Origin of the sequence: Bradyrhizobium huanghuaihaiense (genome assembly GCF_025200885.1) — a bacterium.
Taxonomy (GTDB): Bacteria; Pseudomonadota; Alphaproteobacteria; order Rhizobiales; family Xanthobacteraceae; genus Bradyrhizobium; species Bradyrhizobium huanghuaihaiense.
The window spans coordinates 5347000-5368552 of record NZ_CP104172.1 but is presented as its reverse complement, the minus strand read 5'-3'; the positions used below and the strand labels follow the sequence as shown (position 1 = coordinate 5368552).

The 21553-nt window shown below is 62.9% G+C and carries 21 protein-coding genes and 1 pseudogene; 15 read left to right on the top strand and 7 right to left on the bottom strand.

Annotation, left to right across the window (positions count from 1 at the left end):
• Positions 1-29: 29 nt before the first annotated feature.
• The gene (locus N2603_RS25845; RefSeq protein ID WP_260384347.1) at positions 30-911 is read left to right on the top strand and encodes an AraC family transcriptional regulator; all 882 of its coding nucleotides are present in this window, start codon (positions 30-32) and stop codon (positions 909-911) included.
• Between the two features lie 18 nt (positions 912-929).
• Here N2603_RS25845 and N2603_RS25840 read toward each other — a convergent pair whose 3' ends face one another.
• Positions 930-1280, bottom strand: a complete 351-nt coding sequence (locus N2603_RS25840; RefSeq protein WP_260384346.1) for a cupin domain-containing protein — start codon at positions 1278-1280, stop codon at positions 930-932.
• Between the two features lie 182 nt (positions 1281-1462).
• On the opposite strand from N2603_RS25840, the gene N2603_RS25835 reads away from it, so the two are divergent.
• Both N2603_RS25835 and N2603_RS25830 read left to right on the top strand, forming a co-directional pair.
• Positions 1463-2125: an SRPBCC family protein gene (locus N2603_RS25835; RefSeq protein ID WP_311741561.1), complete on the top strand. Its 663-nt coding sequence runs from the start codon at positions 1463-1465 to the stop codon at positions 2123-2125.
• Positions 2125-2487, top strand: coding sequence for an ArsR/SmtB family transcription factor (locus N2603_RS25830; RefSeq protein ID WP_260384344.1), 363 nt, complete (start codon positions 2125-2127; stop codon positions 2485-2487). The genes N2603_RS25835 and N2603_RS25830 overlap by 1 nt, the downstream gene beginning before the upstream one ends.
• A gap of 140 nt (positions 2488-2627) precedes the next feature.
• Here N2603_RS25830 and N2603_RS25825 read toward each other — a convergent pair whose 3' ends face one another.
• Positions 2628-3770, bottom strand: coding sequence for an FAD-dependent oxidoreductase (locus N2603_RS25825; RefSeq protein ID WP_260384343.1), 1143 nt, complete (start codon positions 3768-3770; stop codon positions 2628-2630).
• Positions 3771-3849: 79 nt separating this feature from the next.
• Here N2603_RS25825 and N2603_RS25820 point away from each other — a divergent pair, with 79 nt between their 5' ends.
• Positions 3850-4533 carry a TetR/AcrR family transcriptional regulator gene (locus N2603_RS25820; protein WP_311740514.1) on the top strand — a complete coding sequence of 228 codons (684 nt, stop codon included), beginning with the start codon at positions 3850-3852 and terminating at the stop codon, positions 4531-4533.
• Positions 4534-4654: 121 nt separating this feature from the next.
• On the opposite strand, the gene N2603_RS25815 is transcribed toward N2603_RS25820, so the two are convergent.
• Positions 4655-5155, bottom strand: coding sequence for a peptide deformylase (locus N2603_RS25815; RefSeq protein ID WP_260384342.1), 501 nt, complete (start codon positions 5153-5155; stop codon positions 4655-4657).
• 186 nt (positions 5156-5341) lie between these two features.
• On the opposite strand from N2603_RS25815, the gene N2603_RS25810 reads away from it, so the two are divergent.
• The 3 genes from N2603_RS25810 (at position 5342) to N2603_RS25800 (ending at position 8037) form a co-directional block, all read left to right on the top strand.
• Positions 5342-6613, top strand: a complete 1272-nt coding sequence (locus tag N2603_RS25810; RefSeq protein WP_260384341.1) for a hypothetical protein — start codon at positions 5342-5344, stop codon at positions 6611-6613.
• Positions 6614-6773: 160 nt separating this feature from the next.
• Positions 6774-7358 carry a TetR/AcrR family transcriptional regulator gene (locus N2603_RS25805; RefSeq protein ID WP_018645809.1) on the top strand — a complete coding sequence of 195 codons (585 nt, stop codon included), beginning with the start codon at positions 6774-6776 and terminating at the stop codon, positions 7356-7358.
• Between the two features lie 97 nt (positions 7359-7455).
• Positions 7456-8037, top strand: coding sequence for a DUF308 domain-containing protein (locus tag N2603_RS25800; protein ID WP_260384340.1), 582 nt, complete (start codon positions 7456-7458; stop codon positions 8035-8037).
• 337 nt (positions 8038-8374) lie between these two features.
• Here N2603_RS25800 and N2603_RS25795 read toward each other — a convergent pair whose 3' ends face one another.
• Positions 8375-8971 (bottom strand): phasin family protein, encoded by a 597-nt coding sequence (locus N2603_RS25795; RefSeq protein ID WP_260384339.1) that lies wholly within the window; start codon positions 8969-8971, stop codon positions 8375-8377.
• A 237-nt stretch (positions 8972-9208) separates the two neighbouring features.
• Between N2603_RS25795 and N2603_RS25790 the strand changes: the two genes are divergently transcribed.
• Entirely contained in the window at positions 9209-10150 is a 942-nt protein-coding gene (locus N2603_RS25790) for an alpha/beta fold hydrolase (RefSeq protein WP_260384338.1), read from the top strand.
• Positions 10151-10310: 160 nt separating this feature from the next.
• Here the strand turns inward: N2603_RS25790 and N2603_RS25785 are convergent, their stop codons facing one another.
• Positions 10311-11132, bottom strand: coding sequence for a phosphotransferase (locus tag N2603_RS25785; RefSeq protein WP_260384337.1), 822 nt, complete (start codon positions 11130-11132; stop codon positions 10311-10313).
• A 465-nt stretch (positions 11133-11597) separates the two neighbouring features.
• Between N2603_RS25785 and N2603_RS25780 the strand changes: the two genes are divergently transcribed.
• A complete protein-coding gene (locus tag N2603_RS25780) occupies positions 11598-13385 on the top strand; it encodes a vanadium-dependent haloperoxidase (RefSeq protein ID WP_260384336.1) in 1788 nt (595 codons plus the stop codon).
• Here N2603_RS25780 and N2603_RS25775 read toward each other — a convergent pair.
• Positions 13351-13593 (bottom strand): YjiS-like domain-containing protein, encoded by a 243-nt coding sequence (locus N2603_RS25775; protein ID WP_260424254.1) that lies wholly within the window; start codon positions 13591-13593, stop codon positions 13351-13353. The two genes, N2603_RS25780 and N2603_RS25775, sit on opposite strands and share 35 nt — an antisense overlap.
• 231 nt (positions 13594-13824) lie before the next feature.
• Here N2603_RS25775 and N2603_RS25770 point away from each other — a divergent pair.
• The 5 genes and pseudogenes from N2603_RS25770 to N2603_RS25750 form a co-directional block, all read left to right on the top strand.
• Positions 13825-14246, top strand: a pseudogene (locus tag N2603_RS25770) (winged helix-turn-helix domain-containing protein); the annotation flags it as partial.
• 145 nt (positions 14247-14391) lie between these two features.
• Positions 14392-15399 (top strand): acetylserotonin O-methyltransferase, encoded by a 1008-nt coding sequence (locus tag N2603_RS25765; protein ID WP_260384335.1) that lies wholly within the window; start codon positions 14392-14394, stop codon positions 15397-15399.
• Between the two features lie 285 nt (positions 15400-15684).
• The gene (locus N2603_RS25760) at positions 15685-17151 is read left to right on the top strand and encodes an amidase family protein (RefSeq protein ID WP_018645818.1); all 1467 of its coding nucleotides are present in this window, start codon (positions 15685-15687) and stop codon (positions 17149-17151) included.
• Positions 17152-17198: 47 nt separating this feature from the next.
• Positions 17199-17780, top strand: a complete 582-nt coding sequence (locus N2603_RS25755; RefSeq protein ID WP_260384334.1) for a TetR/AcrR family transcriptional regulator — start codon at positions 17199-17201, stop codon at positions 17778-17780.
• 278 nt (positions 17781-18058) lie between these two features.
• Positions 18059-19429 (top strand): heterodisulfide reductase-related iron-sulfur binding cluster, encoded by a 1371-nt coding sequence (locus N2603_RS25750; protein WP_260384333.1) that lies wholly within the window; start codon positions 18059-18061, stop codon positions 19427-19429.
• 102 nt (positions 19430-19531) lie between these two features.
• On the opposite strand, the gene N2603_RS25745 is transcribed toward N2603_RS25750, so the two are convergent.
• Positions 19532-19990: a cupin domain-containing protein gene (locus N2603_RS25745; protein WP_260384332.1), complete on the bottom strand. Its 459-nt coding sequence runs from the start codon at positions 19988-19990 to the stop codon at positions 19532-19534.
• Positions 19991-20319: 329 nt separating this feature from the next.
• On the opposite strand from N2603_RS25745, the gene N2603_RS25740 reads away from it, so the two are divergent.
• A complete protein-coding gene (locus N2603_RS25740) occupies positions 20320-21540 on the top strand; it encodes an MFS transporter (protein WP_260384331.1) in 1221 nt (406 codons plus the stop codon).
• The last annotated feature ends 13 nt before the right edge of the window (positions 21541-21553 follow it).

The window sequence follows — 21553 nt, the reverse complement described above, 5'->3', positions numbered from 1 at the left end:
CAAACTGCAGCCGCCACGGAGGAGGGACCATGAAGGCGGCGCTGCCAAACTATCAGGGGCGGATGCGGCGGGTGCTGGAGCATATCGACCGGCATCTCGACGATGATCTGGACCTGGAACGCTTGAGCGCTGTCGCAGCCTTCTCGAAATTCCATTTCCACCGGCAGTTCACGGCGACCTTCGGTCTATCAGTGCATCGCTATGTCCAGCTCGCCCGCATGAAGCGCGCGTCGCGTCAGCTGGCCTACAGTGACGCCCTTGATGTCACCGACATCGCGATGGAGGCCGGCTACGACGCACCGGATGCCTTCGCCCGCGCCTTTCGGCAACGGTTCGGGCAATCGCCGTCGTCGTTCCGGAAATCGCCGGACTGGGAACCGTGGCTTGCGGCCTTCGGGCCTCTCGATATCGCGAGGAGCAAGCTCATGCAGAAGACGTTTACGACCGACGACGTGACCATCCGCGATGTGCCCACCACGAAGGTGGCGATCATGGAGCATCGCGGCGACCCGGCAAACCTTCCCGCCACCATCCAGCGCTTCATTGCCTGGCGCAGGAAAGCCGGCCTGCACCCCAGCACGAGCCCGACCTTCAACGTCTGGCGCTCCGAGCGGCGCCCATTGACGCCCGCAGATTACAGCGTGGACCTCTGCGTCGGCACCGACCAGCCGATCGCGGCGAATGGCGAAAGGATCAAGGCCGGCGAGATCCCCGGCGGTCGCTGCGCCGTGCTGCGCGTGGTCGGCTACACCGACAATCTGGAGCCCGCCGCGCTCTACCTCTATCGCGACTGGCTTCCTGCCAGCGGCGAGGAGGCCCGCGACTTCCCGATCTATTGCCAGCGGCTGAGCTTCTTTCCGGAGGTGCCGGAGCACGAGACGGTCGCGGAGCTGTTCTTGCCGCTGAAATAGCGCGCTCGGACAGGCGCCTCACTCATACGCCTCCTGCCAGTGCGGGTAGGTGACGTAGGCCGTGACGGCGCCTTGCTCGTGCGAGCGGATGGTGACCGTCTCGCCCTTCGGCATGTAGACGATCTCGCCGGGACCGGCGGTGACGGTGCTGCCATCGCTCGTGACCGAGAGCTTCCCCTCCAGGACAATCATGACGTCGTCGACTCTCATCGTCTCGTCCAGAGTCTGGTTCGGCGCGTAGCGACCGTAGCCGATCGTGACCGGTCCGCCGTGACGCTGGTCGACCATATTGCTGGCGAAGATATCGCCGTCCTGTCCCGGCGAGCGTTCGAGCGAAGCATCGGCGATGGCGAATTTGCGAAGTTTCATGGGTTCCTTCCGTTTAGGCGGGTTTGGCGGGATGAGGCACCGATAGACGCCTGGACAGGTGTTTGGTTCGCGTCGGCTCGCGAGGCGGTTTGACGCAGCAGCGTGGTATAATATAAGGATTGACTTATATTAGTGGTGATCGATATTCGGTGCCTCGCATGAAGCGACAGGGAGAAGCGCAGATGGAGATCGACGTCGCCAGGGTCCTGGGGCTTGTCACGCGTTCGGTGACGAATTTCGAGAAGGATGGAAAAGCGGCCAGTACGGTGACGCTGGCGCGGCTCTACGACACGAGCGTCGACGATCTCTGGGACGCGGTCACCAGCCCGCAGCGCATTCCGCGCTGGTTCCTGCCGGTCGAGGGAGACCTCCAGCTCGGCGGACGCTACCAGCTCAAGGGCAACGCGGGCGGCACCATCACGGCGTGCACGCCGCCGACCCATTTCGCGGCGACGTGGGAATTCGGCGGCGCGGTCAGCTGGATCGACGTCAAGCTGGCAGCAGAACGAAGCCGGGCGCGTTTGACGCTTGAGCACACCGCGATCATCGAGGATCATTGGAATCAGTTCGGTCCGGGCGCGGTGGGTATCGGCTGGGACCTCGCGCTTGCGGGACTCGAGCGATATGTTGCAACCGGAGCATCGGTCGACCACGAGACGGCCGAGGCATGGATGGGCTCGCCTGAGGGCAAGGACTTCATGACGATGAGCGGCGAATATTGGCGCGCGGCGCACGTCGCAAGCGGGGTGGACCCGGCTACGGCCAAGCAGCGATCAGATCGCACCATCGCGTTCTATCGCGGCGAGATGCCGCCCGACATCGCACATCCGGGCACGGGAAGCTGATGCACGTCTTCGAAGTCCTTGCCGACCCCGTGCGCCGTCGCATCCTCGAGCTGCTTGCGCCGGGGGAGATGGCGTCCGGCGAGGTCGTCGAGGTGATCGGAGCCGAGTTCGGGATCACCCAGGCGGCCGTGTCGCAGCACCTCAAGGTGCTGCGCGAGAGCGGCTTTGCAACGGTTCGGGCGGAGGCGCAAAGGCGCCTCTATTCGGTCGACGTCGCCGGGCTTCGGGCGGTGGACGCGTGGATCGGCCGGTTCAGGACATTCTGGGAGCCGAAGCTCGACGCGCTGGCAACCGAGATCGCGCGCGGCAAACGGGAGCGCCGCAACGCGCCGATCACCAAGCGGGGCGGGAAGAGGGCGTGAAAGGTGCGTAGGGTGGATTAGCCGAAGGCTGCGCGAAGCGCAGTCCGCCGGCGTAATCCACCTCTTTTGTCTCCGCGGAAGCTGAAGAGGTGGGTTACGCCGAGCAGATGCGCTGTGCGCATCTGCAGGGCTAACCGACCCTACAAGTCCCACGCCGGCTGCCGCATGCCGGTGAAGAACTCCACCAGGCTGAACGGCGCACGCTCGCCGAGGCAAAGCTCCAGCATCCCGTGCGCGCCCACGGCGGCTAGTCCGCTGCGGGAGAACATCGCATCCTCGTAGATCGCGAGCGCCGATTCGATGTCGTCGGGGCGCGCGGCGATGGTCTTGCCGAGCTCGGCGCCGTCGAGCATTGCGAGGTTCGCGCCGTCGCCGGCCGGCGGCATCAGGTGCGCGGCATCGCCGAGCAGCGTCACCCCGGCGACACGGTCCCAGCGATGACCGTTCGGCAGTGTGTGGATCATGCGCAGGACCGGTGGCGTATCGGCGTCGGTGATCAGCGCGGTGAGGGCGGGCGCCCAGCCGCCGAACTCGGCTGCGATGCGCGCGGCCGCTGCGGGGACGTCGCTGAAGTCGACGGCAGCGATCCATTCGGCAGAACGGTTCAGTGCGATGTAGGCGTGGAGCACGCCGTCTGGCTCGCGGTGCGCGAAGATGCCCTTGCCAGGTGCGTTTGCAAACATTGCGCCGCCACCGACGGCCTCGGCTGACGCAGCGTGCTCTGCATCGGCATCGCGCAGATAGGTCTCGATGAACGACGTGCCGACATAGTCTGGTGTCGCGCTCGACAACAGCGGCCGCACCTTGGACCAGGCGCCATCGGCGCCGACGAGCAGCTCTGTATCCACGCTGCTGCCGTCGGCGAATGTCAGCTCATGCTGCCCGTTGCCGCGCGCTGCGACGCTCGCGAGCTTCTTGGCCCATTGGACCGTCCCGGTGGCCAGCGAGTCCAGCAGCGTGCGGCGCAGGGCGCCCCGTTGCACTTCGGGCCGTCCGCCGGTGCCGTTATCGGGCTCGTCGAGCAGCACGTTGGCGTGCCGGTCGAGCACGCGCGAAGCCTGGCCGCCTTCGTGGATCAGCCCGACGAATTCATCGAACAGGCCTGCGGCCTTCAGGGCGAGCTGTCCGCTGTCGTCATGGATGTCGAGCAGCCCGCCCTGCGTCCGCGCTTCTGCTGAGGCCTCCGCCTCATAGACGATGGCGGGGATACCCTTGAGGTGGAGGACACGGGCGAGGGTGAGGCCGCCGAGGCCTGCACCGATGATTGTGACTGGTGGTGTCATCGGGAACCCCTTTTCTTGTGCAATGGAACATCGTTCCAGTCTATTGGAACATCGTTCCATTCATGTCAAGATGACGCGGATGGCGATCAAAACCCCCACGAAGATTCAGCGCGCCGAACGGCGCACCGATGCACTCTCCCGCGAGCGGATCATCACCGCCGCGATCGAGATTTTGGACAGCGGCGGCGAGGCCGCTTTGACCGTCCGCGCGCTCGCGGCGCGTCTTGCGACAGGAAGCGGCGCGATCTACTGGCGCGTCGCCGACAAGAACGAGCTGTTGGCCGCTGCGACCGACGAGGTCGTCGCCCGCGTCATGTCGGACGTGGTCGGTGACCTGACGCCGCGCGAGGCGATCCGCGCCGTCGCCCTCGGCGTTTTCGACGCGATCGATGTCCATCCCTGGGTAGGCGCGCAGCTCTTCCGCGAGCCGTGGCGGCCCGCGATGCTGGCGATCATCGAAAGCATCGGCGGCCGGCTCGAGGCGCTCGGCGTGCCCCACATCGCGCAGTTCGACTCCGCGTCTGCGCTCTTGCACTATATCCTCGGTGTTGCCGGACAGAATGCCGCGAACGCCCGCGTTCATGCCCCCGATACCGATCGATCGGCCTTCCTTGCATCCGTCGCGGACCAGTGGGCGGCGCTCGATCCCGCGCGATATCCGTTCGTGCGACAGATGGCGACGCAGTTGCGCGACCACGACGACCGCGCTCAATTCCTTGCCGGTGTCGACCTCATCCTAGCCGGCATCGAAACCGTTCGATAGACAGACGCTAGCGTATGGTAGATTAGCCGAAGGCCGCGCAAAGCGCAGTCCGCCGGCGTAATCCACCATTCTTTCGTCGCGCCGCGCTCAAGTTGGTGGATTACGCTCTCGCTAATCCACCCTACGCCCCCCGCGACATCTTCTCGAACTTCTTCACCAGCCGATCCCGCTTCAGCCGCGACAGCCGCTGGATCCAGAACAGGCCGTCGAGCTGGTCGATCTCGTGCTGATGGCAGACGGCGCGCAAGGCTTCGGACTCTTCGGTCTGCAGATTGCCGTCGAGATCCTGATAGCTGATGCGCATGCGGGCGTGGCGCTGCACCTCGTCGTTGACGCCGGGCATCGAGACGCTGCCCTCGCGGTGCATGATCATCTCGGCCGAAGCCCATGTGATCTCGGGATTGACGTAGGTCCGCGCGCCGTCCTTCGCGTCAAGCTCGAGCACGACGACGCGCAAGGGCACGCCGACATGCGGCGCCGTGATGCCGATGCCGGGCGCGGCGCGCATTGTGTCCAGCAGGTCTGCCGCAAGCTCGCGCAGGCTCCCGTCGAAGGCGGTGACGGGGCGGGCCGGCATTGCGAGGCGGCGGTCGGGGTAGCGGATGATGGGGCGGATGGTCATGCCCGGACCGGCGGGTGCGGGCGGGCCCCGGAAGTGATGACTGGCGATTCCGGAGGCGGCCAGACACAGTTCGTCATTGTGTGCATGATTGCTCTGTCATAACCTTGAGTTGTGTCCGGAATTTTCATGGACGGACACGGGATACACTTTTCTTCATTTTTGCACCTGGTTTTTTGGGGGAAGAACATGAGCGTAGTCGATTCGACCAGCTGGGAAGACCAGTTGCGGCTGGGGCTGGATGCCGTGACCAAGTACGCCTTGGCGATCTGCTGTGTGGTTGGACCATTGTTGCTGGGCTATCTGGCGCCCAATCAGGTTGCCGACAGTCTCATGCCTCTGCTGGCTGACAAGGCTGTCGTCAGTTTCGTCCTCCCAAATCCTGACGCCGAGTCCGTTGCAAAAATCGACAAGCTGAAGGCCACCCTAGCCGAGAAGCAAAAGACGCTGAGCGAGAAGCAGGGGGCGTTGGATCGGCTGGCGGCGGGTGCTGCCGACGACAAGCAGAAGGATGCGAGGGCCGCGGTCGAGAGCGCGCAGACCGCCGAGGCGGCCGCCAAGGCCGAGATCGAGAAGGCGGAGCGGAGCCGGGATGCGGATCGGACGATCGCCCAGTCGAGGCAGATTTCCGATACGCTGACGGCGCGATACAATTACGCGGCGGTGAGCGGTCTGCTGTACCTGGTCAGCGCAGCGACCCTGCTGCTGGGTGGAGCGATCGTTTTCCGCCGCAGCAGGACGTTGTTTTTCGTGGGACTTGGGCTTTCCCTCATTCTCGCGTGGGGAGTGACGAAAGCTCCGACGGCTTATGCCAACGCGGGCCAGACGTTCCTCAAGGTCCTGCTGGATCGGGCAGATGAGAACGCCGGCGTCTTCGATCCGCTGTTCGCTGCTTACAAGAACGCGGCCTCCTTCAAGGTCAGCGACGCCATTAGGCTGATCATCGATGTCAACACATTCGTCGGACTCCTGGCCGTCGGTGTCGCGCTACTGGCGTTCGCGGTGCTTTCCGGCCCCGAGGAGAAGCCCTCACTCGCAAGTCTCGAGGAGCGAAAGTCAAATCTTCAGCGGATGATCATGCTCAGCTCGGCCATCCTGGTGGTTGCGACGCTCGCGAGCAAGGTGGTGATGGATTGGCCGCTCGGTCTGATCGTCGCGCCGCAAGCTGATGCTCTAAGGCCTTTGGCAAATGCCCTGACCAGTCACCTCGGCATGACCGGAACGATAGCCCTGTTCGCCGCGGCGACGCCTGCGCTGGCCGGCTGGTACCAGGACGTGAAGCGTTATCGTCTCGATACGCCACCGGCTGCAGCAGGTCAAAAGCAGGACACGCTGGACTTCGGCGTTCCCGCTGCGGTGACGAGTATCCTCGCCATTCTGGGGCCGGCATTGACCTCACCGGTCTTCGTCACTTTCAAGGCGATCGTCGAGATGCTTGTGGGCGGCAAGGGCGGCGGGTGAAGCGCGCCGCCTGACGCACCAACACGTTGCATGCTGTCGCATTGACGCCTCTGTCTGGTGGCGGCCGATCGGCCGAACGGTCACGCGGGGTCCCGTCATTCACGGATCATTGAAGCGGGGTCGGTTGACTGTCTACCAACTGGAAGGTAGTTGATCCGCCATGACCAATGTTTCCTCGACCGCCGACGACATCCTGGCCTGCGCGCGCAGCCTGATCATCGCGGGCGGCTATAACGGCTTCAGCTATGCCGACATCGCCGACGTCGTCGGCATCCGCAAGCCGAGCATCCACCATCATTTCGCCAGCAAGGTCGATCTGGTCCGCACCCTCGTGTCGCGTTATCGCGAAGAAGCGGAGGCGGGACTGGCTGCCCTCGAGCGCAATGTCCCTGATCCGCGTGACCAGCTCAAAAGCTACGTCGGGTATTGGGAGGCGTGCATCACCGATGCGACGGCGCCATTCTGCGTCTGTGCGCTGCTCGCCAGCGAGCTTCCGATCCTGCCGGAGGAGGTGGCGCTCGAAGTCCGTGCGCATTTTCGCGCGCTGGCGTCCTGGCTCACCTCGGTGATGGAGCGCGGCAAGCGGAAGGGGCGGCTTCACCTCTCCAGCTCAGCCAAGGTCGAAGCTGAAGGATTCATGGCAACCATTCACGGTGCGATGCTGTCGGCGCGCGCTTATGGCGATCCAAAAATGTTCGGCGTGATCACCAGCCCGCTGTTGGACCGGCTGTCCACCAGGCACTGAAAATATCGGCGAGACGACACGCCCGCAGGCGAGCTGGGGGACGGGAGTGATTTGCTGCGTATGAAAACTACCAACTAGTAGGTAAAGGAGGGGTGCAGTGACGTATCATCAACAGGATCTCGTTCGTGCCGATCGCGAGCGATGGCTGAAGCAATACTACTTCATCCGGGCGGCGTTCTCCGTCGCCTGGGTCGTTGCCGCGTTTGCCATCGGGCCGTCGTCTGTGATCGCAGGCGTCTTGCTCGTCCTCTATCCCGCATGGGATGCGGCGGCGAATGTCGTGGACGCGCTCCGCAGCGGCGGCTTGAAACAAAACCGCACGCAGGCACTCAACGTTCTGGTCAGCCTCGCGACGTCAGTCGCGGTCCTCGTCGCCCTGCAGATGAGCATGAACGTTGTGCTCGCGGTGTTCGGAGCCTGGGCGATCCTGTCCGGATTGCTCCAGCTCGGGACGGCAATCCGTCGCTGGAAGAGTTTTGGCGCGCAATGGGCCATGGTGCTCAGCGGCGGCCAGTCGGCGCTGGCCGGCGGCTTCTTTCAAGCCTCGACACCCGCGGTGCCGTCGATCGCGACCGTCACAGGCTATGCTGCCGTTGGCGCGGTCTACTTCCTGGTCTCCGCCGTCTGGCTCACCGTCAGCGAATGGCGCCAGCGCGCGAGGCAAGCTCAATTGGGATGATCGTGCTGTGTCCCATGCCTTGCACCGAGCGATAGCGCGGGCCCGGATGTCGTCATTGCGAGGAGCCCTTGCGACGAAGCAATCCAGACTGTCTCGGCGGAAAGACTCTGGATTGCTTCGCGGAGCCTGTCATCGGGCCGCGCTTTGCGCGGACCCGGTGGCTCGCAATGACGAGGTTGATGCAGCGCGCGCTCATATCTGTCACCGTCACCCTGAGGTGCGCGCGCTGCGCCGCATGCGCTGCAGGCCAGGCATTTGGATCCGTTTCGCGGGCGTCACAGGTACAAGCGCGGCTGAGAGTCCGCCGCGCACTTGCGCCATGATTGCGTAGCCGCGCCTAAGCAGCCTGCCGCATGCGTTCGATGCTTTGAGTTATATGATTTCCCGCATCGTCGGCCATCTTCAGGGACAAGTCCGAGATCCGGCGGCTGGTATCCAAGGCGCTGCTGATCGTTTCGCGCATCAGATCGGTTTGCACAGCCGCCCAATCGTGGGGAGTTCGGCAGCGCAAGAGTTCATTCATGCGGTCCATGGTCCTCTCGGTCTGCTGTCGAATGAAATCGAAGTACTCGCGCGACGCACCGTTCATTCCTTTGGCGACTGCGGTCGTAGAGTACATGATTGCTTCGGCATTGCGGACCGAGCGTTCCGCTGCCCGCTGCGCTTCATTGCCGGTCAAACCGAATGTGCGACCTAGCTGATCAGTCGAGCGGCCCATCATTGCCGCGGCCATGTCGACGCCGAAGCGCCAAGCGTTTTGCAACATCTCGGTATTTTGTCGCAGGAGATGGCCGCTGGCTTGCGACACCTCCTCTCCGGCCTCGGCGGTAGCCAAGCCGATCCGTCTGGTCTGCTCAGCGGTCCTCTCGCCGGCGCGGCGGATTGTGTCCTCAGGGCGTTGGGTGGACTTTTCCTCTTGGCGTGGATTGGCCATTCGTTGCTCCATCATTATTGTTGGTGAGGTCGGATCCTGTGCCCTCCGTCACAGGTACGATCCTTAGCGAGCAAACGTGGGCATTTCCGGACCGTTCCGGGGGCGGGCGATCTTTTAATCAATCCTCCTCCATTGCGCGCAGGAACGAGCGCTTCAACTTCCAATTATTCCTTGGTTGGCCCGTCTGCTCCGCGCTGAGGGGCAGATGTTTTTGGCCCTATATCTCCAGGCTCAGTAATGACCACCGCTGAAACCTTACTGCTCATCGCTGCCTTGTTATTGGCAATTCTCGTCATCGGTAACATCGGCTTCTCCAAACTGGCGGAGCGACGGAATCCACCTATTGGCAAGTTTATCGAATGCGACCGCGTAAGACTCCACTATATCGATCGGGGCGATCCCGCGGCTCCTTGCGTCGTGCTGCTCCATGGCAACGGATCCATGATCCAGGACTTCATAATCAGTGGGATGGTCGATCTTCTTGCCCGCAGCAATCGCGTGGTCTGCTTCGACCGTCCGGGCTTTGGCTATAGTCAGCGGCCGCGGCTCCGAGTATGGAGCGCAGCAGCTCAAGCGGCTCTGTTGGTGAAGGCGCTCGAGCAACTCGGGATCGGCGATCCTGTGGTGCTGGGACATTCTTGGGGCGCCTTGGTCGCTATCGCTCTCGGCGTGCGGAAGGATTATCCGATCCGGGGCCTTGTGCTTGCGTCCGGCTACTACTTCCCGACCGGCCGATTGGACGTGTGGTTGATGTCAGGTCCAGCCATACCGGTCTTGGGCGACTTGGTCAGCTACACTGTCGCGCCCATCATTTCGTGGGCCGTGTTGCCGGGTGCTCTCCGCAAAATCTTCGCGCCCCGGTCTGTACCGCTGGCGTTCAAGGATGGATTTCCAGCATCTCTGGTTCTCAGGCCCACACAGTTGAGGGCGGCCGCAGAGGAAAGTGCACTCCTAATTTCAACCGCAGCACAATTCCAAGCCCATTATTCGACCTTGGGCCACCAGGTGCGAATATTCCACGGAGTAGAGGACCAGGTGATCGAATTCAAACAAGCGCGAGATTTACATAAAGCGCTGCCTCGGTCCGATCTTCACCTTGTGCCCAATGCCGGACATATGGTCACACACGCAGACCCGGCTGCCATTGTGGAAGCAGTCAATTCAATAGCGAACTCTTAAGGCCGGCAGCGTGTCTGTATCGGCCGATCTTCCGGTTCAGCGGCTCGTCGCATTCGAGCTCGCGGGGAACGTCAAAACGGTGCTGTCTTGGAGTCTGATGCCGTCTGACCCGAAGCCAACACCGCGCAGCCGCATCGACGGTCGCGCGCGCTGGAAGGAGTCAGGCCAGCGAGCGCAGGGCCGCTTCGGCGCGCTGCATCATCCGCCGCCATCGCTCGCTTGTCGGCCCGCCCATAATAAGGAAGTAGCGGACGATCGCGATCGGCAGCCAGGGCTCCATCGCTTGCCTCAGCGCCGCGACCGGCTTGCCGGACAGCCGCGCGTATTCGGATTGCGCGGCTGCATTGACCGCAAGCGGCCGCTGCGGATTGTCGGTGACGTCGAGGGCAAGCTCGGTCAGGCCGATGTGAGTGAGCCCATGATCGAGGGCCGCAGGCGCACGGATCGCAAATGTCCAGTCGATCAGCCGCGGACCGTCCGCCGTCATGATCACGTTGTTAGGATGGATGTCGCCATGGCACAGCCCGTCCCCCGGCTGCTGCAGGCGGTCGATCAGCGCGAGGATGCCGGAGGCGATGTGCTTGGGCACGATGTCGCCCGCGCGCCTGAGGGCGCTGTCCATCCAGCCGCGCAGATGGAAGGCCTCCGGCGGCGGCGACATCCTGTGAACGCACAGGCCGAGGGACGCAAGGATTGCACCCGCCTGAGCGAACGTCACGGCGCCGCTGCGCGTGACCTGCAGCAGTGTCGGCCCGTCGAGGCGGCCGAGCACGATGCCGAAGCGTCCGTCGAGCGTCACCTCGCCGAACACCTCCGGCGCAGGCAAGCCGGCGGCAAAGACTGTCTGGGTCATCCGCGCCTCTCGCTGGCCGAGGCGCGGGGGGAAACCTTCCCTGAACAGTTTTACGACCTGACCTGGCGCCCAGGCGTGGATGTCCGCCGTGCCGCCCTGGTTGATCTTCTCCCCGAGGGATCCCCGCATCGCCCGTCCTCCCGCCGGTCGCAATCAAACGCCGACGGCGGGCAAAAGAGAACGCTCCCGCAATCCTGGCTGCCAGCCATGATCGTGGCTTGTCCCCGGCCGCAGCGCTTGCCACAATCGCGAAGCGACGCGCGGTTTGAGACAAGCCCGGCTCTAGCCCTAAGGCGAAGATCGACAACGCGTCCGGCACATCGGCAATTGGGATCAGACCGGACATGGCGGCGATGCGGCCAAATCGACGCGGTTGACCCACAGGCGTTGCTCCAGTGGGCACTTGCGTTGTTCAAAGGCACTGCGGACAGCGGTGGTCCCCGCCGGTGCACAATTGGTCTGCTCGACTCACCATTGATCTGCGTCAATCTCCTCAGTGTCCTCCTGGTGAGACGATTTCGACTGCAGCATGCAAGTAATCGGACGGCTCCGGCGCAATCCTGCCGACATTTTCCCGCGAGGGAGGAGGCCTCCATGGCTGATCATTTCACCGTTCCAACTGAATCCTGCCTGGCGTCGCCGGGCTCGTCGACCGCGATCACTCGCCGCTCGCTGCTTGGCGGGACCGGCATTGCGGTTGGCGCCGCCGTGCTTGCGTCTCCGCCGAGCATGTCCGGGTTCGCCCCGGCGCTGGCGCAGCCTGTGAGCGCGGACCCGCGACCGCTCGACGCAGCGTTCAAGAGTCGCGCCTTCGAGGTCCGCGGGGTCTGTGCGGGCAACAACGAGAAAATTCCGATCGCGCCCCATCCGACGAATGGCGATGAGGCGCGCTACACAAACAAGATCGGTTCCGATTCGCGGGGCCTGCCGCACGACAAGCGCGGCGAAGTTGAACCAGAGGCATGGCAAACGCTTTATGCCGCTTGCCAGTCGGGCGAGCCCGCGGATTTCGAGAAAATCCGGCTCGGCGGCACTCGCAAGCTGGTCAATCCCTTGGGCACACTGGCCGTCAGTCTCAGCGGCATAAACCCTACTCAGATTGCGATACCGCCGACGCCGGCCCTTGCAAGTGCGGAGCGCGCCGGCGAGGCGGTCGAGGTCTATTGGCAAGCCCTGCTTCGTGATGTTCCGATGACCGAGTTGCGCGACGACACCTCCAATCGCGACGTGATCGCAGCAACCGAGGAACTCAGCAAGCTTGCCGATTTCCGAGGGCCGAAGTCCGGTGGGCGGGTCACGCCCGGCACACTGTTCCGCGCCAATGCGCTTTATTTCGATGCAAGCGACCCGAAGGGCCGCTCCGTCACGCCTCCAGGCGTTTTGGACGGTCCGCTGATCTCGCAGTTCCTGCTCAGGGACGCGCCCTATGCCTCACAGTGGATCAGTGCTCAAATTCGTACCGTGTCGCCCTCCAATGAATTCCTGACCGAATACGAGGAGTGGCTGGCGATCCAGAACGGCGCCGCACCGAAGCGCCAGTTGCAGTTCGACGCGACACCGCGATACATCACGACAGGAAGAGATCTCGCAGAGTATATCCACACGGGTCCTGCACTTGGGTGGGCGGCAGCATTGATCCTTGCGACACCCGGTGGTGGGGCGGACAAACGCTACTCCGGGATCTATCCGCCGGCAGAGCCCGTGTCCTATCCCTCGAACCCGTATCGGAAATCGAAAACCCAGGTCCCTGCGGGTGCCACCTTCGGGTTGCAACACGTGCAGGCACTGCTCGCCACGGGGATCAGTAACTCCGTCCGCGCGTCTTATTGGCAGAAGTATTTCGTGCATCGGGCTGTGCGACCGGAAGCCTACGGCGCTCTGGCGCACCATCGCCTCGCCAATGGCGTGAGCGACTACCCGCTGCATGATGATTTCCTGAAATCGGAAGCCCTCGCTCGCAGCAAGGCCAAATACGGCACTTACCTGTTGTCGCAAACCTATCCGGAGGGCGCGCCCTTCCACTCCACCTATCCCGGCGGGGCCACGAGCGTTGGGGCCGTCACGGCTACCATATTGAAGGCGTTCTTCGACGAGAGCCGCGTTATCGCCAATCCCGTGCAGCCCGATCCGGCTGACCCGACAAGACTCGTGCCCTATGACGGCTCACCGCTCACGGTCGGCGGAGAGTTGAACAAGCTCGCCGTGAATTTCGGTTTCGGACGGAATTGGGCGGGCATCCACTGGCGTTCCGACGCCTCCGCCTCAATGGCGATCGGTGAGGAAGTGGCTATCTGCATGTTGCGGGACGAGCGCGCTACCCTTCGCGAGCCGTTCGACGGCTTCTCCTTCACGCGTTTCGACGGCAGCCGCGTGACGATCTGACGGCAGACGGGCGGCGTGCCTGCCGCGAGGCGTTTGTCGTACCGAACATCAGGGACTCATTGGACCTGGACCGGATGCCTCGTGGATCGACAGAGCGGTGCGAGGCGACGTAGTCAATCTCACCGCGCGTCGTCCCGATATCCATTAGCTCCCTGTCACTTAAGTCGAGCAACGCGGCTCGTAATCTCTGACGTTTGCGCCGTTCCACAAACGCACCCAATATCTCTTGAAGAAGCTGGAGGCGCGCCACGTTGATCCGGTCTGCCCAATCCTGTTAGGTCATAGGTCGTGCTCACCGCGCCATCTCCTGGTTATTTCCGAACGAGGGTGCCAAGGCAGGAGAGAGGACGCTTGACATTCGGTTTACATTTTCCTCACCGGCGGCTTATTCTTTGCGGCGCACAACCGATGCTAGAGCCTCGAACCGAGGGAATGGCAATTGCGCTACATGTTCGAGAACGCAATCGACACCGATCGGCGCGAGCTGCATCGCGGAGCGGACGTCGTCTCCGTCGGGCCAAAGGTATTCGATTTACTTGATTACCTGATCCGGAACAGGGAGCGCGTGGTCGGCAAAGACGATCTCATTAGAGTCGTCTGGAACGGCCGTAGCGTGTCCGATGATCTCTCGTTTCAAGGCGTTGTTCGTTATCGCCCGCAATTCGAGTTTCACATACGGGGGGCGCGCCGTCGACGTGAAGCAGGTCGGGCGCGAGCTTCGGGGTGCGCTACGTGTTGGAAGGGAGCGTTCGCAAAACGACAAACCGAGTGCGCATCACGGGACAGCTCCTCGATGCTGCCACTGGGATACATCTTTGGGTCGACCGGTTTGATGGTGGTCTTGGCGACATCTTCGATTTGCCTGCCTGACCAACTGCCGGCTTGTGACCCGAAGCGGGGCTCGAATCTGATGCGCCTTCGTTGTGATACAGCGTGCGCACCACAACGAAAAGCCCGCACTCGATGCATCTTTAATGTGTGCTTGGCAACGGAAGGAGATGAGACCATGGCCGTAAATGCTTTGTCGGACCTTACGCGGCTGATTAACGGTTATCAGGTTTCGCAGTCCATTCACGTGGCGGCCCGGCTTGGCATAGCGGACCGCCTTAGTCGCGGGCCCCTAAGCAGCAACGAACTGGCTCAGCTCAGCGGATCGCATCCGAGGACACTTTATCGGCTCCTGCGGGCGCTGGCTTCAGTCGGTGTTTTCCATGAGGCCGAGAACAACACGTTCTCGCTCACCTCGATGGGCGAGTGTCTTCGTTCCGACTCGCCGACCCCACTCGACGGCTGGGCTGCATATGTCGGCCGACCTTATGCTTGGCAGGCCTGGGGCCATCTTGAACACAGCGTCCGCACCGGCGAGAGTGCCTTTCGGCATCTCAATGGTCAGAGCGTATGGGAGTATCGCAGCACCCGTCCAAATGAGAACGCGATCTTCAACCGAGCCATGACGGCCAATTCTCGCGGCGCCATCGAAGCTATTATCGCCGCCTGCGATTTCAGCAGCTTTCGTCACGTCGCGGATATCGGGGGAGGTGAAGGCCAACTGCTGGCGGGAATTCTCGCCGCAAACAAGGGCCTGCGCGGAACGCTGTTCGACCAGCCGCACGTGGTTGGCAAGGCCGCCGAAGTTTTGAACCAACATGGTGTCGCTGACAGATGCGAAATCGTCGGAGGCAGTTTCTTTGAAACCATCCCGGAGGGGGCTGACGCCTATGTTATGCGAGCGATTATCCACGATTGGGACGATAACGAAGCGATCGCTATCCTGAAGGCCTGCCGCCGCGCTATGACGGCTGATGCCAGATTACTCCTCATTGAACGTGTGGTAGAGCCCCCGAACGAGGGGCCGATCTCGAAGTTCAGTGACCTCAACATGCTCGTCATGCTCGGGGCGCTTGAACGGAGCTACGACGAGTATTCCGCGCTATGTCGAACGGCCGGATTTGAGATGCGCGGCACAGCTCGCGCAGGCTCGCACTTCCAGGTCATGGAGGCAGTTCCCACTTAGGCTGACCGGTGCGGGACCTTGCTTCACGGCCGCAGGGGCACGCATCCGATGTGCTTTCATACCTGATGTCTGATTAAGGCCCGTTGCTGACCTACGCTCAGAGGGCCGTCTTCTTCTGACTGGCCGCTCAATCCGTCCCGTACCTCACGCTCATGTGTCCAGAGAAGGCCGCCGCCATTATTGAAGTACGATCGTAATTTGATATTATGAGCGTAATGGCATTGAAGCTGAGCCTCTGGTCTACGGCAACAGCGAACTGCCGCACACGCTTTTCGCGAGGACTCTATGAACGACCTTACCGCCGCTTCACGGCGCATGGCAGCGCAAGAACTTACGGATGACTCGCTGGGGGTCGTGTCCGCGGCCGCAGCCATTCGCAATGGCGAAATCACTTCAGAAGCTTACACCACAGGACTTCTGCAGCGTTCGCGAGCGCTTGCCGAACTCAATGCCTTTATCACCATCGACGAGGACGCGGTGCTGGCGGCCGCGAGGGATGCGGACAAAGCACGTGCGGCCGGATCGGCGGCTCCGCTGCTGGGCGTGCCGTTCGGGGTAAAAGACAGTTATTTGACGAAGGGGCTACCTACGAGCCTAGGCCTCGATAGCCTCGCCCATTTCGTGCCGCGCGAAGATGCGGACGCTGTCCGTGCCATCAAGCGCGCGGGCGCTCTGTTATTCGGGAAGAATAACCTCGTCGAGATGTCCTACGGCTTGACCGGTCATAATGCACGTTACGGGCAGGTGAAGAATCCGTACGCACGCGATCGTGTGTCGGGCGGCTCGTCGAGCGGCTCCGCCGCAGCGGTAGCCGCCGGCCTCGTTCCGGCGTCGCTGGGCGGTGACACCGTTGGGTCAATCCGGGTGCCCGCATCGTTCTGTGGTGTCGTGGGGTTCAAGCCGACGACCGGACGTTGGCCGCGCGATGGTGTTGCTCCGATCTCCCATACGCTCGACACGACGGGCGCATTCGCGCGAAGCGTCGAGGACTGCATTTTGCTCGATCAGGTCATGACGGGTGAACAAGCGGCCGCCCAGTCCTCCAATGGCGGCTACGATCTCAAGGGAGCTCGACTGGCTTTCGCGCCCCGACAGTTCCTCGAACTGGTGGACACGGATGTCGAGATCCGGTTCCGCGAGGTGATCCGGCGGCTAGCGGACGCTGGCGCCGAAGTGGTTGAGGTCGACCTTGGCGACGATTTCAACGCTCTGATCCAAACCGCGACATGGGGAATCTTCGCTCACGAGACGATGGGCGCGATTTCGGAATTCCTTCGCCGCCATGACATTCCGACCACGTTCGAGGCGATCTATGACGGGCTCAAACCTCAACTTCGGCAGGCGTGGGGACACATCGCCTTACCGGGCGGTGCGGGTGCTATCTCGACAGAAGCCTATCAGACTGCGCTCAACGTGAGCCGGCCTGAAATCCAGCGCCGTCTCGACAGGGCGTTCGTCGCTCATGGAGCGGACGTCATTCTGCAGCCGACGACGCCATGCACCGCGCCCTTAATCGAGGAGCAAGCGACCGTCCATATCGCGGGGCAGGAGGTCAGCTATCTTGCCTTGGCAAACCACACCGTGTCGGCGAGCAGCGTGGGGTTGCCGGGTGTCAGTCTTCCCGTCGGCCTTTCTCGCGCCGGACTGCCAATTGGCCTGGAGCTTGATGCTTCGCTAGGTAGCGACCGGACGCTTCTGGCCCTTGCACGCAAGATCGAAGGCGTTTTTGGTAACGGGCCGATCGCGATCTAGCGGCGTGATCCATAGTGGCTGCGGGATATTGGTGGAGTTGCGAGAAAATGCGCTTCGAGAAAGGTCACAAGGCGGAGACACGACGGCACATCGTCGACGTGGCATCGAAGTGCATGCGCCGGGACGGCATCTCCGCAACGGGAATTGCGGGGATCATGGGCGAAGCCGGCCTCACCAAAGGAGCCTTCTCTCCGCACTTCGAGTCCAAGGACGAGCTTGTTCGCGAAGCGCTGGGCAGGGCGCTGGGTGAACAGCAGCATTGCCTTGAGCAAGATCAGCTTAAGGGCAGCGATCTCGAAGGCACGATACGCCGGTATCTGAACCGCGCCCACCTTGAAGGCGCCGCGGACGGGTGCCCTTCCGCGGCATTGCTTCCGGAAATCGCCCGTCAACCCCTGTCCACCAGGCGAGATTACGAGAAAGCACTGCATAGCTACGTCACGGCACTGGCCGCACTGCTTCCCGGCGAAGATTCCGTCAAAAAGAACCGGCGCGCGACGACCATCTTCGGCCTCATGGTGGGCACCTTGCAGTTTGCGCGCGTAGTGCCTGACGCTGCCAAAGCGCGGCAGATCATGGAAGGTGGCGTGGAGGCCGCGTTGCACTTGGCGCGGGCTCCATCACCCTAACGTCAGGAACCGCGCGGAGGGGCTCAAGCCGGCATGCCGCGTGTCCAAAATACCTAAGTCCGCTTCTGGCCCATCGCGGCCCAGAGGATGCTCGTCTCGGTGCCGGCTGTCGAGTGTAGACCGGAAGCGGGTCGCGTCGCTCTGGACCGCCGATTTTGACCCAAAGGCGACAAACCCCGATTGCTGGCCTGCTCGTATACAGCTCGCCATTTGTGGGTTAGGTTCCGAAGTTGTCATGTGCCGCACGTAGCTGATCCGTCAGCGGTCTGGAGCTGGTCATGCAGCCGATAAACGAGGTCCCATTCGAGACGACCCTGGCTGAATGTGTCGAAGAAATGCTCGACGCCTGTACGCGATGCGGGAAATGCGTCGAGGCATGTCCGAGTGTCGAGCCGGCCGGCATCTTGGGGACAAAGTCCGAAGACATCATCGGTGGCATCCTCGAACTGGTACGGACCGGCAACGGCCCGGAAGCGTCGCGCAAATGGGCGCAGTCCTGCATGCGGAGCGGGGCATGCATCAAGGCGTGCGACTATGGCGTCAATCCGCGTTTCTTGCTGAGCATGGCGCGGCTTGGCATCGCGAAGTCGGACAATGAGCTTGCCGAACGACGCCGACTGGGTGTCGAGAAGTACCGCGAGGGAAGTCGTGGAGTGAGCGTGCTTTCGCGCCTGCAACTCGATACGGACGTGCTCGAACGACTGGGTCAGAAATCGGCGTCGGTCTCCACGCCCGTTGAGGCGCCGGATTTCGTGTTTTACACCGGCTGCAATGTGCTCAAGACGCCGCACATCGCCTTGCTTGCCCTCGATATCATGGATGCGCTCGGCGTCAATTATCAGGTGATGGGCGGACCAAGCCACTGTTGCGGCATCCTCCAACTCAAGTCTGGGGACGCAGAGATGGCCGGTCGTATGGGCTCGAGCACCATGGAAAAGCTGTCGCACTCCAACTCGGGACAGGTGATCTCCTGGTGCCCGTCGTGCTACGTCCAGTACACGGAAACCATCCTGCCAACGGTGGAACGGCAGCGTGGCTCCCGCCCGTTCGAGATCAGCCCGTTCATGCGCTTTCTCGGTGACCGGCTGGCGCAGCTAAAGCCGCTCCTTCAGCGCAGGGTCGAAATGCGGGTCGCGTTGCACAAGCATCCCGGCGTGGCCGGCGTCGTGGAAGCCGCCGCTGAAATCTTGACGGCGGTCCCCGGTATCGAACTCGTCGATCTGAACCAGCCGGCGGTGGGCTTGCAGAGCGTAGATGTCGGCGCACTTCCAAAGTTCAAGCGCGAATTGCAGCTTATGGAACTTGAGGCGGCGCGCGATGCAGGTGTCGATGCACTGGTCGCGGTCTATCATTCCGATCATCGCGAATTGTGCGCGCACGAGCGCGACTGGCCATTCCGCATCATAAATATCCTTGAAGTGGTTGGCGAAAGCATGGGCCTGCATCGGCACGATCGCTACAAAGAGCTCAAGATCATGCAGGACGCCGACCAGATCGTCGCCGACTGTAGCGACCTGATCGCAAAGCACTCGCTTGATCCCAACAATGCGCGTGACGTCGTGGTGAAGGTGCTGCTTGGCGACCAGCCGCTTCCCCTGAGGGGCGCGGAGCTCCCAGAACCGCGCGCGGGGGGGGTGGCGCCGTCGTAGCAGCTTGACGTCGCTTATTGGCCCATCGCGACATACTGCGCTGCCGCACGAACTTGGTCGCTATGGGAGCAAAGCGGACGTAGCCGGGTTTAGGTGCACGGCCTAGTCCGAATAGGGCGTACCGTCCTTGTGCACGAACCGGCCGTCGGAATTGGCGCTCATCATGTCGATGTCCGAGCAGGTCGTGAGATCGTCGGGCGAGCGTGAGCCGACTTCGAGATAGACCGCCGTCACATCCGAGCGGTTGATCATGTGATGCCCGTTGCCGCTGCCCTTCGGGAAGGCGGCGCAGTCGCCGGCGCGCAGCACGGTTTCGCCCTCGTCCTCGATCAGCACCACTTCGCCCTCGAGCACGTAGACGAACTCGTCCTCATGCGAATGCCAGTGCCGCTGGCTCGACCAGTTGCCCGGCGGCAGGCGCATCAGGTTGACGCCGAAATCGGCAAGGCCGCCGGCATTGCCGAGCCGCTTGCGGATGCGCTCGGCGCACGGGGCATCGAAGGGAGCTGGATAGCCCGAGCCCTTGCGGGCCGGGACAGTGGCGATGTCGATCTTGGGCATGGGAGCGTTCCGTTCGAAATCCGAGCATCGAAAGCGCACCGGATCGGCAGCCTGCGCCATGATCGGCGGGCGTCCGAACAGATGCGGTCAAGCTCGTGGGATGATGCCATTCTGCCAGTGTTTTGCCCGACGGAGCAACCGTTTCCCGGCAACGCAAGCCGCGGGCCTCGTAAGTCATTGATCCCACAGCGGCCGGCTACTGTGCATGGGGTTGTTTTCGCTTTTTGCTGGCAGGTCACAAAAGCGTGCGGCAAAAATGATGTGCCGCTGTCGGCCGGCGCAGTTCCCATTCGTCTTCCACCCAGACAAATCTGACGGGAGACCAAGAGATGCTTCGTTCCCACTATCGCTGGGTGATCGTCGCCGCAGGCGGCCTGCTCGGCTGCGTCGCGATCGGCGGCATGTTCTCGCTGCCGGTGTTCCTGCAGCCGATTGCCAAGGACACCGGCTGGTCGGTGACCGGCATCTCCAGCGCGATGACGATCGGCTTCCTGGCGATGGCGTTCACCAGCATGGCCTGGGGCACGGCAACCGACAGGTTCGGGCCGCTGCCGGTGGTGCTGACCGGATCGGCCGTGCTGGCGCTGAGCCTGTTCGCGGCGAGCCATGCGACCTCGCTGATCGCGTTCCAGTTCGTGTTCGGCCTCTTGGTCGGTGCGTCCTGCGCGGCGATCTTCGCGCCGATGATGGCGACGGTCACCGGCTGGTTCGACACGAATCGCGGCCTCGCGGTGTCACTGGTCTCCGCGGGCATGGGCATGGCACCGATGACGATGGCGCCGCTCGCGGCCTGGCTCGTCTCCGGTCATGACTGGCGCACCTCGATGCAGATCATCGCGCTGGTGGTTGCCGCCATCATGATCCCAGTCTCGTTCCTGGTGCGCCGTCCACCCGCGCTCGCGCAGGCCGCGGCAGCACCAATGGCGGAGGGGGCTGCGCAGAGCGAGATGTCGATGGGCGAGGCGCTGCGCTCGCCGCAATTCTTCATTCTGCTTGCCACCAACTTCTTCTGCTGCGCCACCCATTCCGGCCCGATCATCCATACCGTGTCCTATGCCATCAGCTGCGGTATCCCGCTGGTCGCGGCGGTGACGATCTACAGCATCGAGGGGTTTGCCGGCATGGGTGGCCGCATCGCCTTCGGGCTTCTCGGCGATCGCTTCGGCGCCAAACGCGTGCTGGTCTCGGGGCTGCTGCTGCAGGCGTTCGGCGCGCTGGCCTACGTCTTCGCCCAACAGCTCGCGACGTTCTACGCGGTCGGCGCCATCTTCGGCTTCATCTATGCCGGCACCATGCCGCTCTATGCGGTGTTGGTGCGCGAGAACTTTCCGCTGCGGATGATGGGGACGGTGATCGGCGGCACGGCGATGGCCGGCAGCCTCGGCATGGCGACGGGCCCGCTCGCCGGCGGCCTGATCTATGACGCGTTCTCCAGCTACGCCTGGCTCTACATCGCCTCCTGGGCGATGGGCTTAGGGGCCTTCCTGATGGCGATGACGTTCCGGCCTTTCGCGAAGCCGCAAGGGGAGGTGGCGCCGGCGGCGGCATGAACGTGAGATCGAG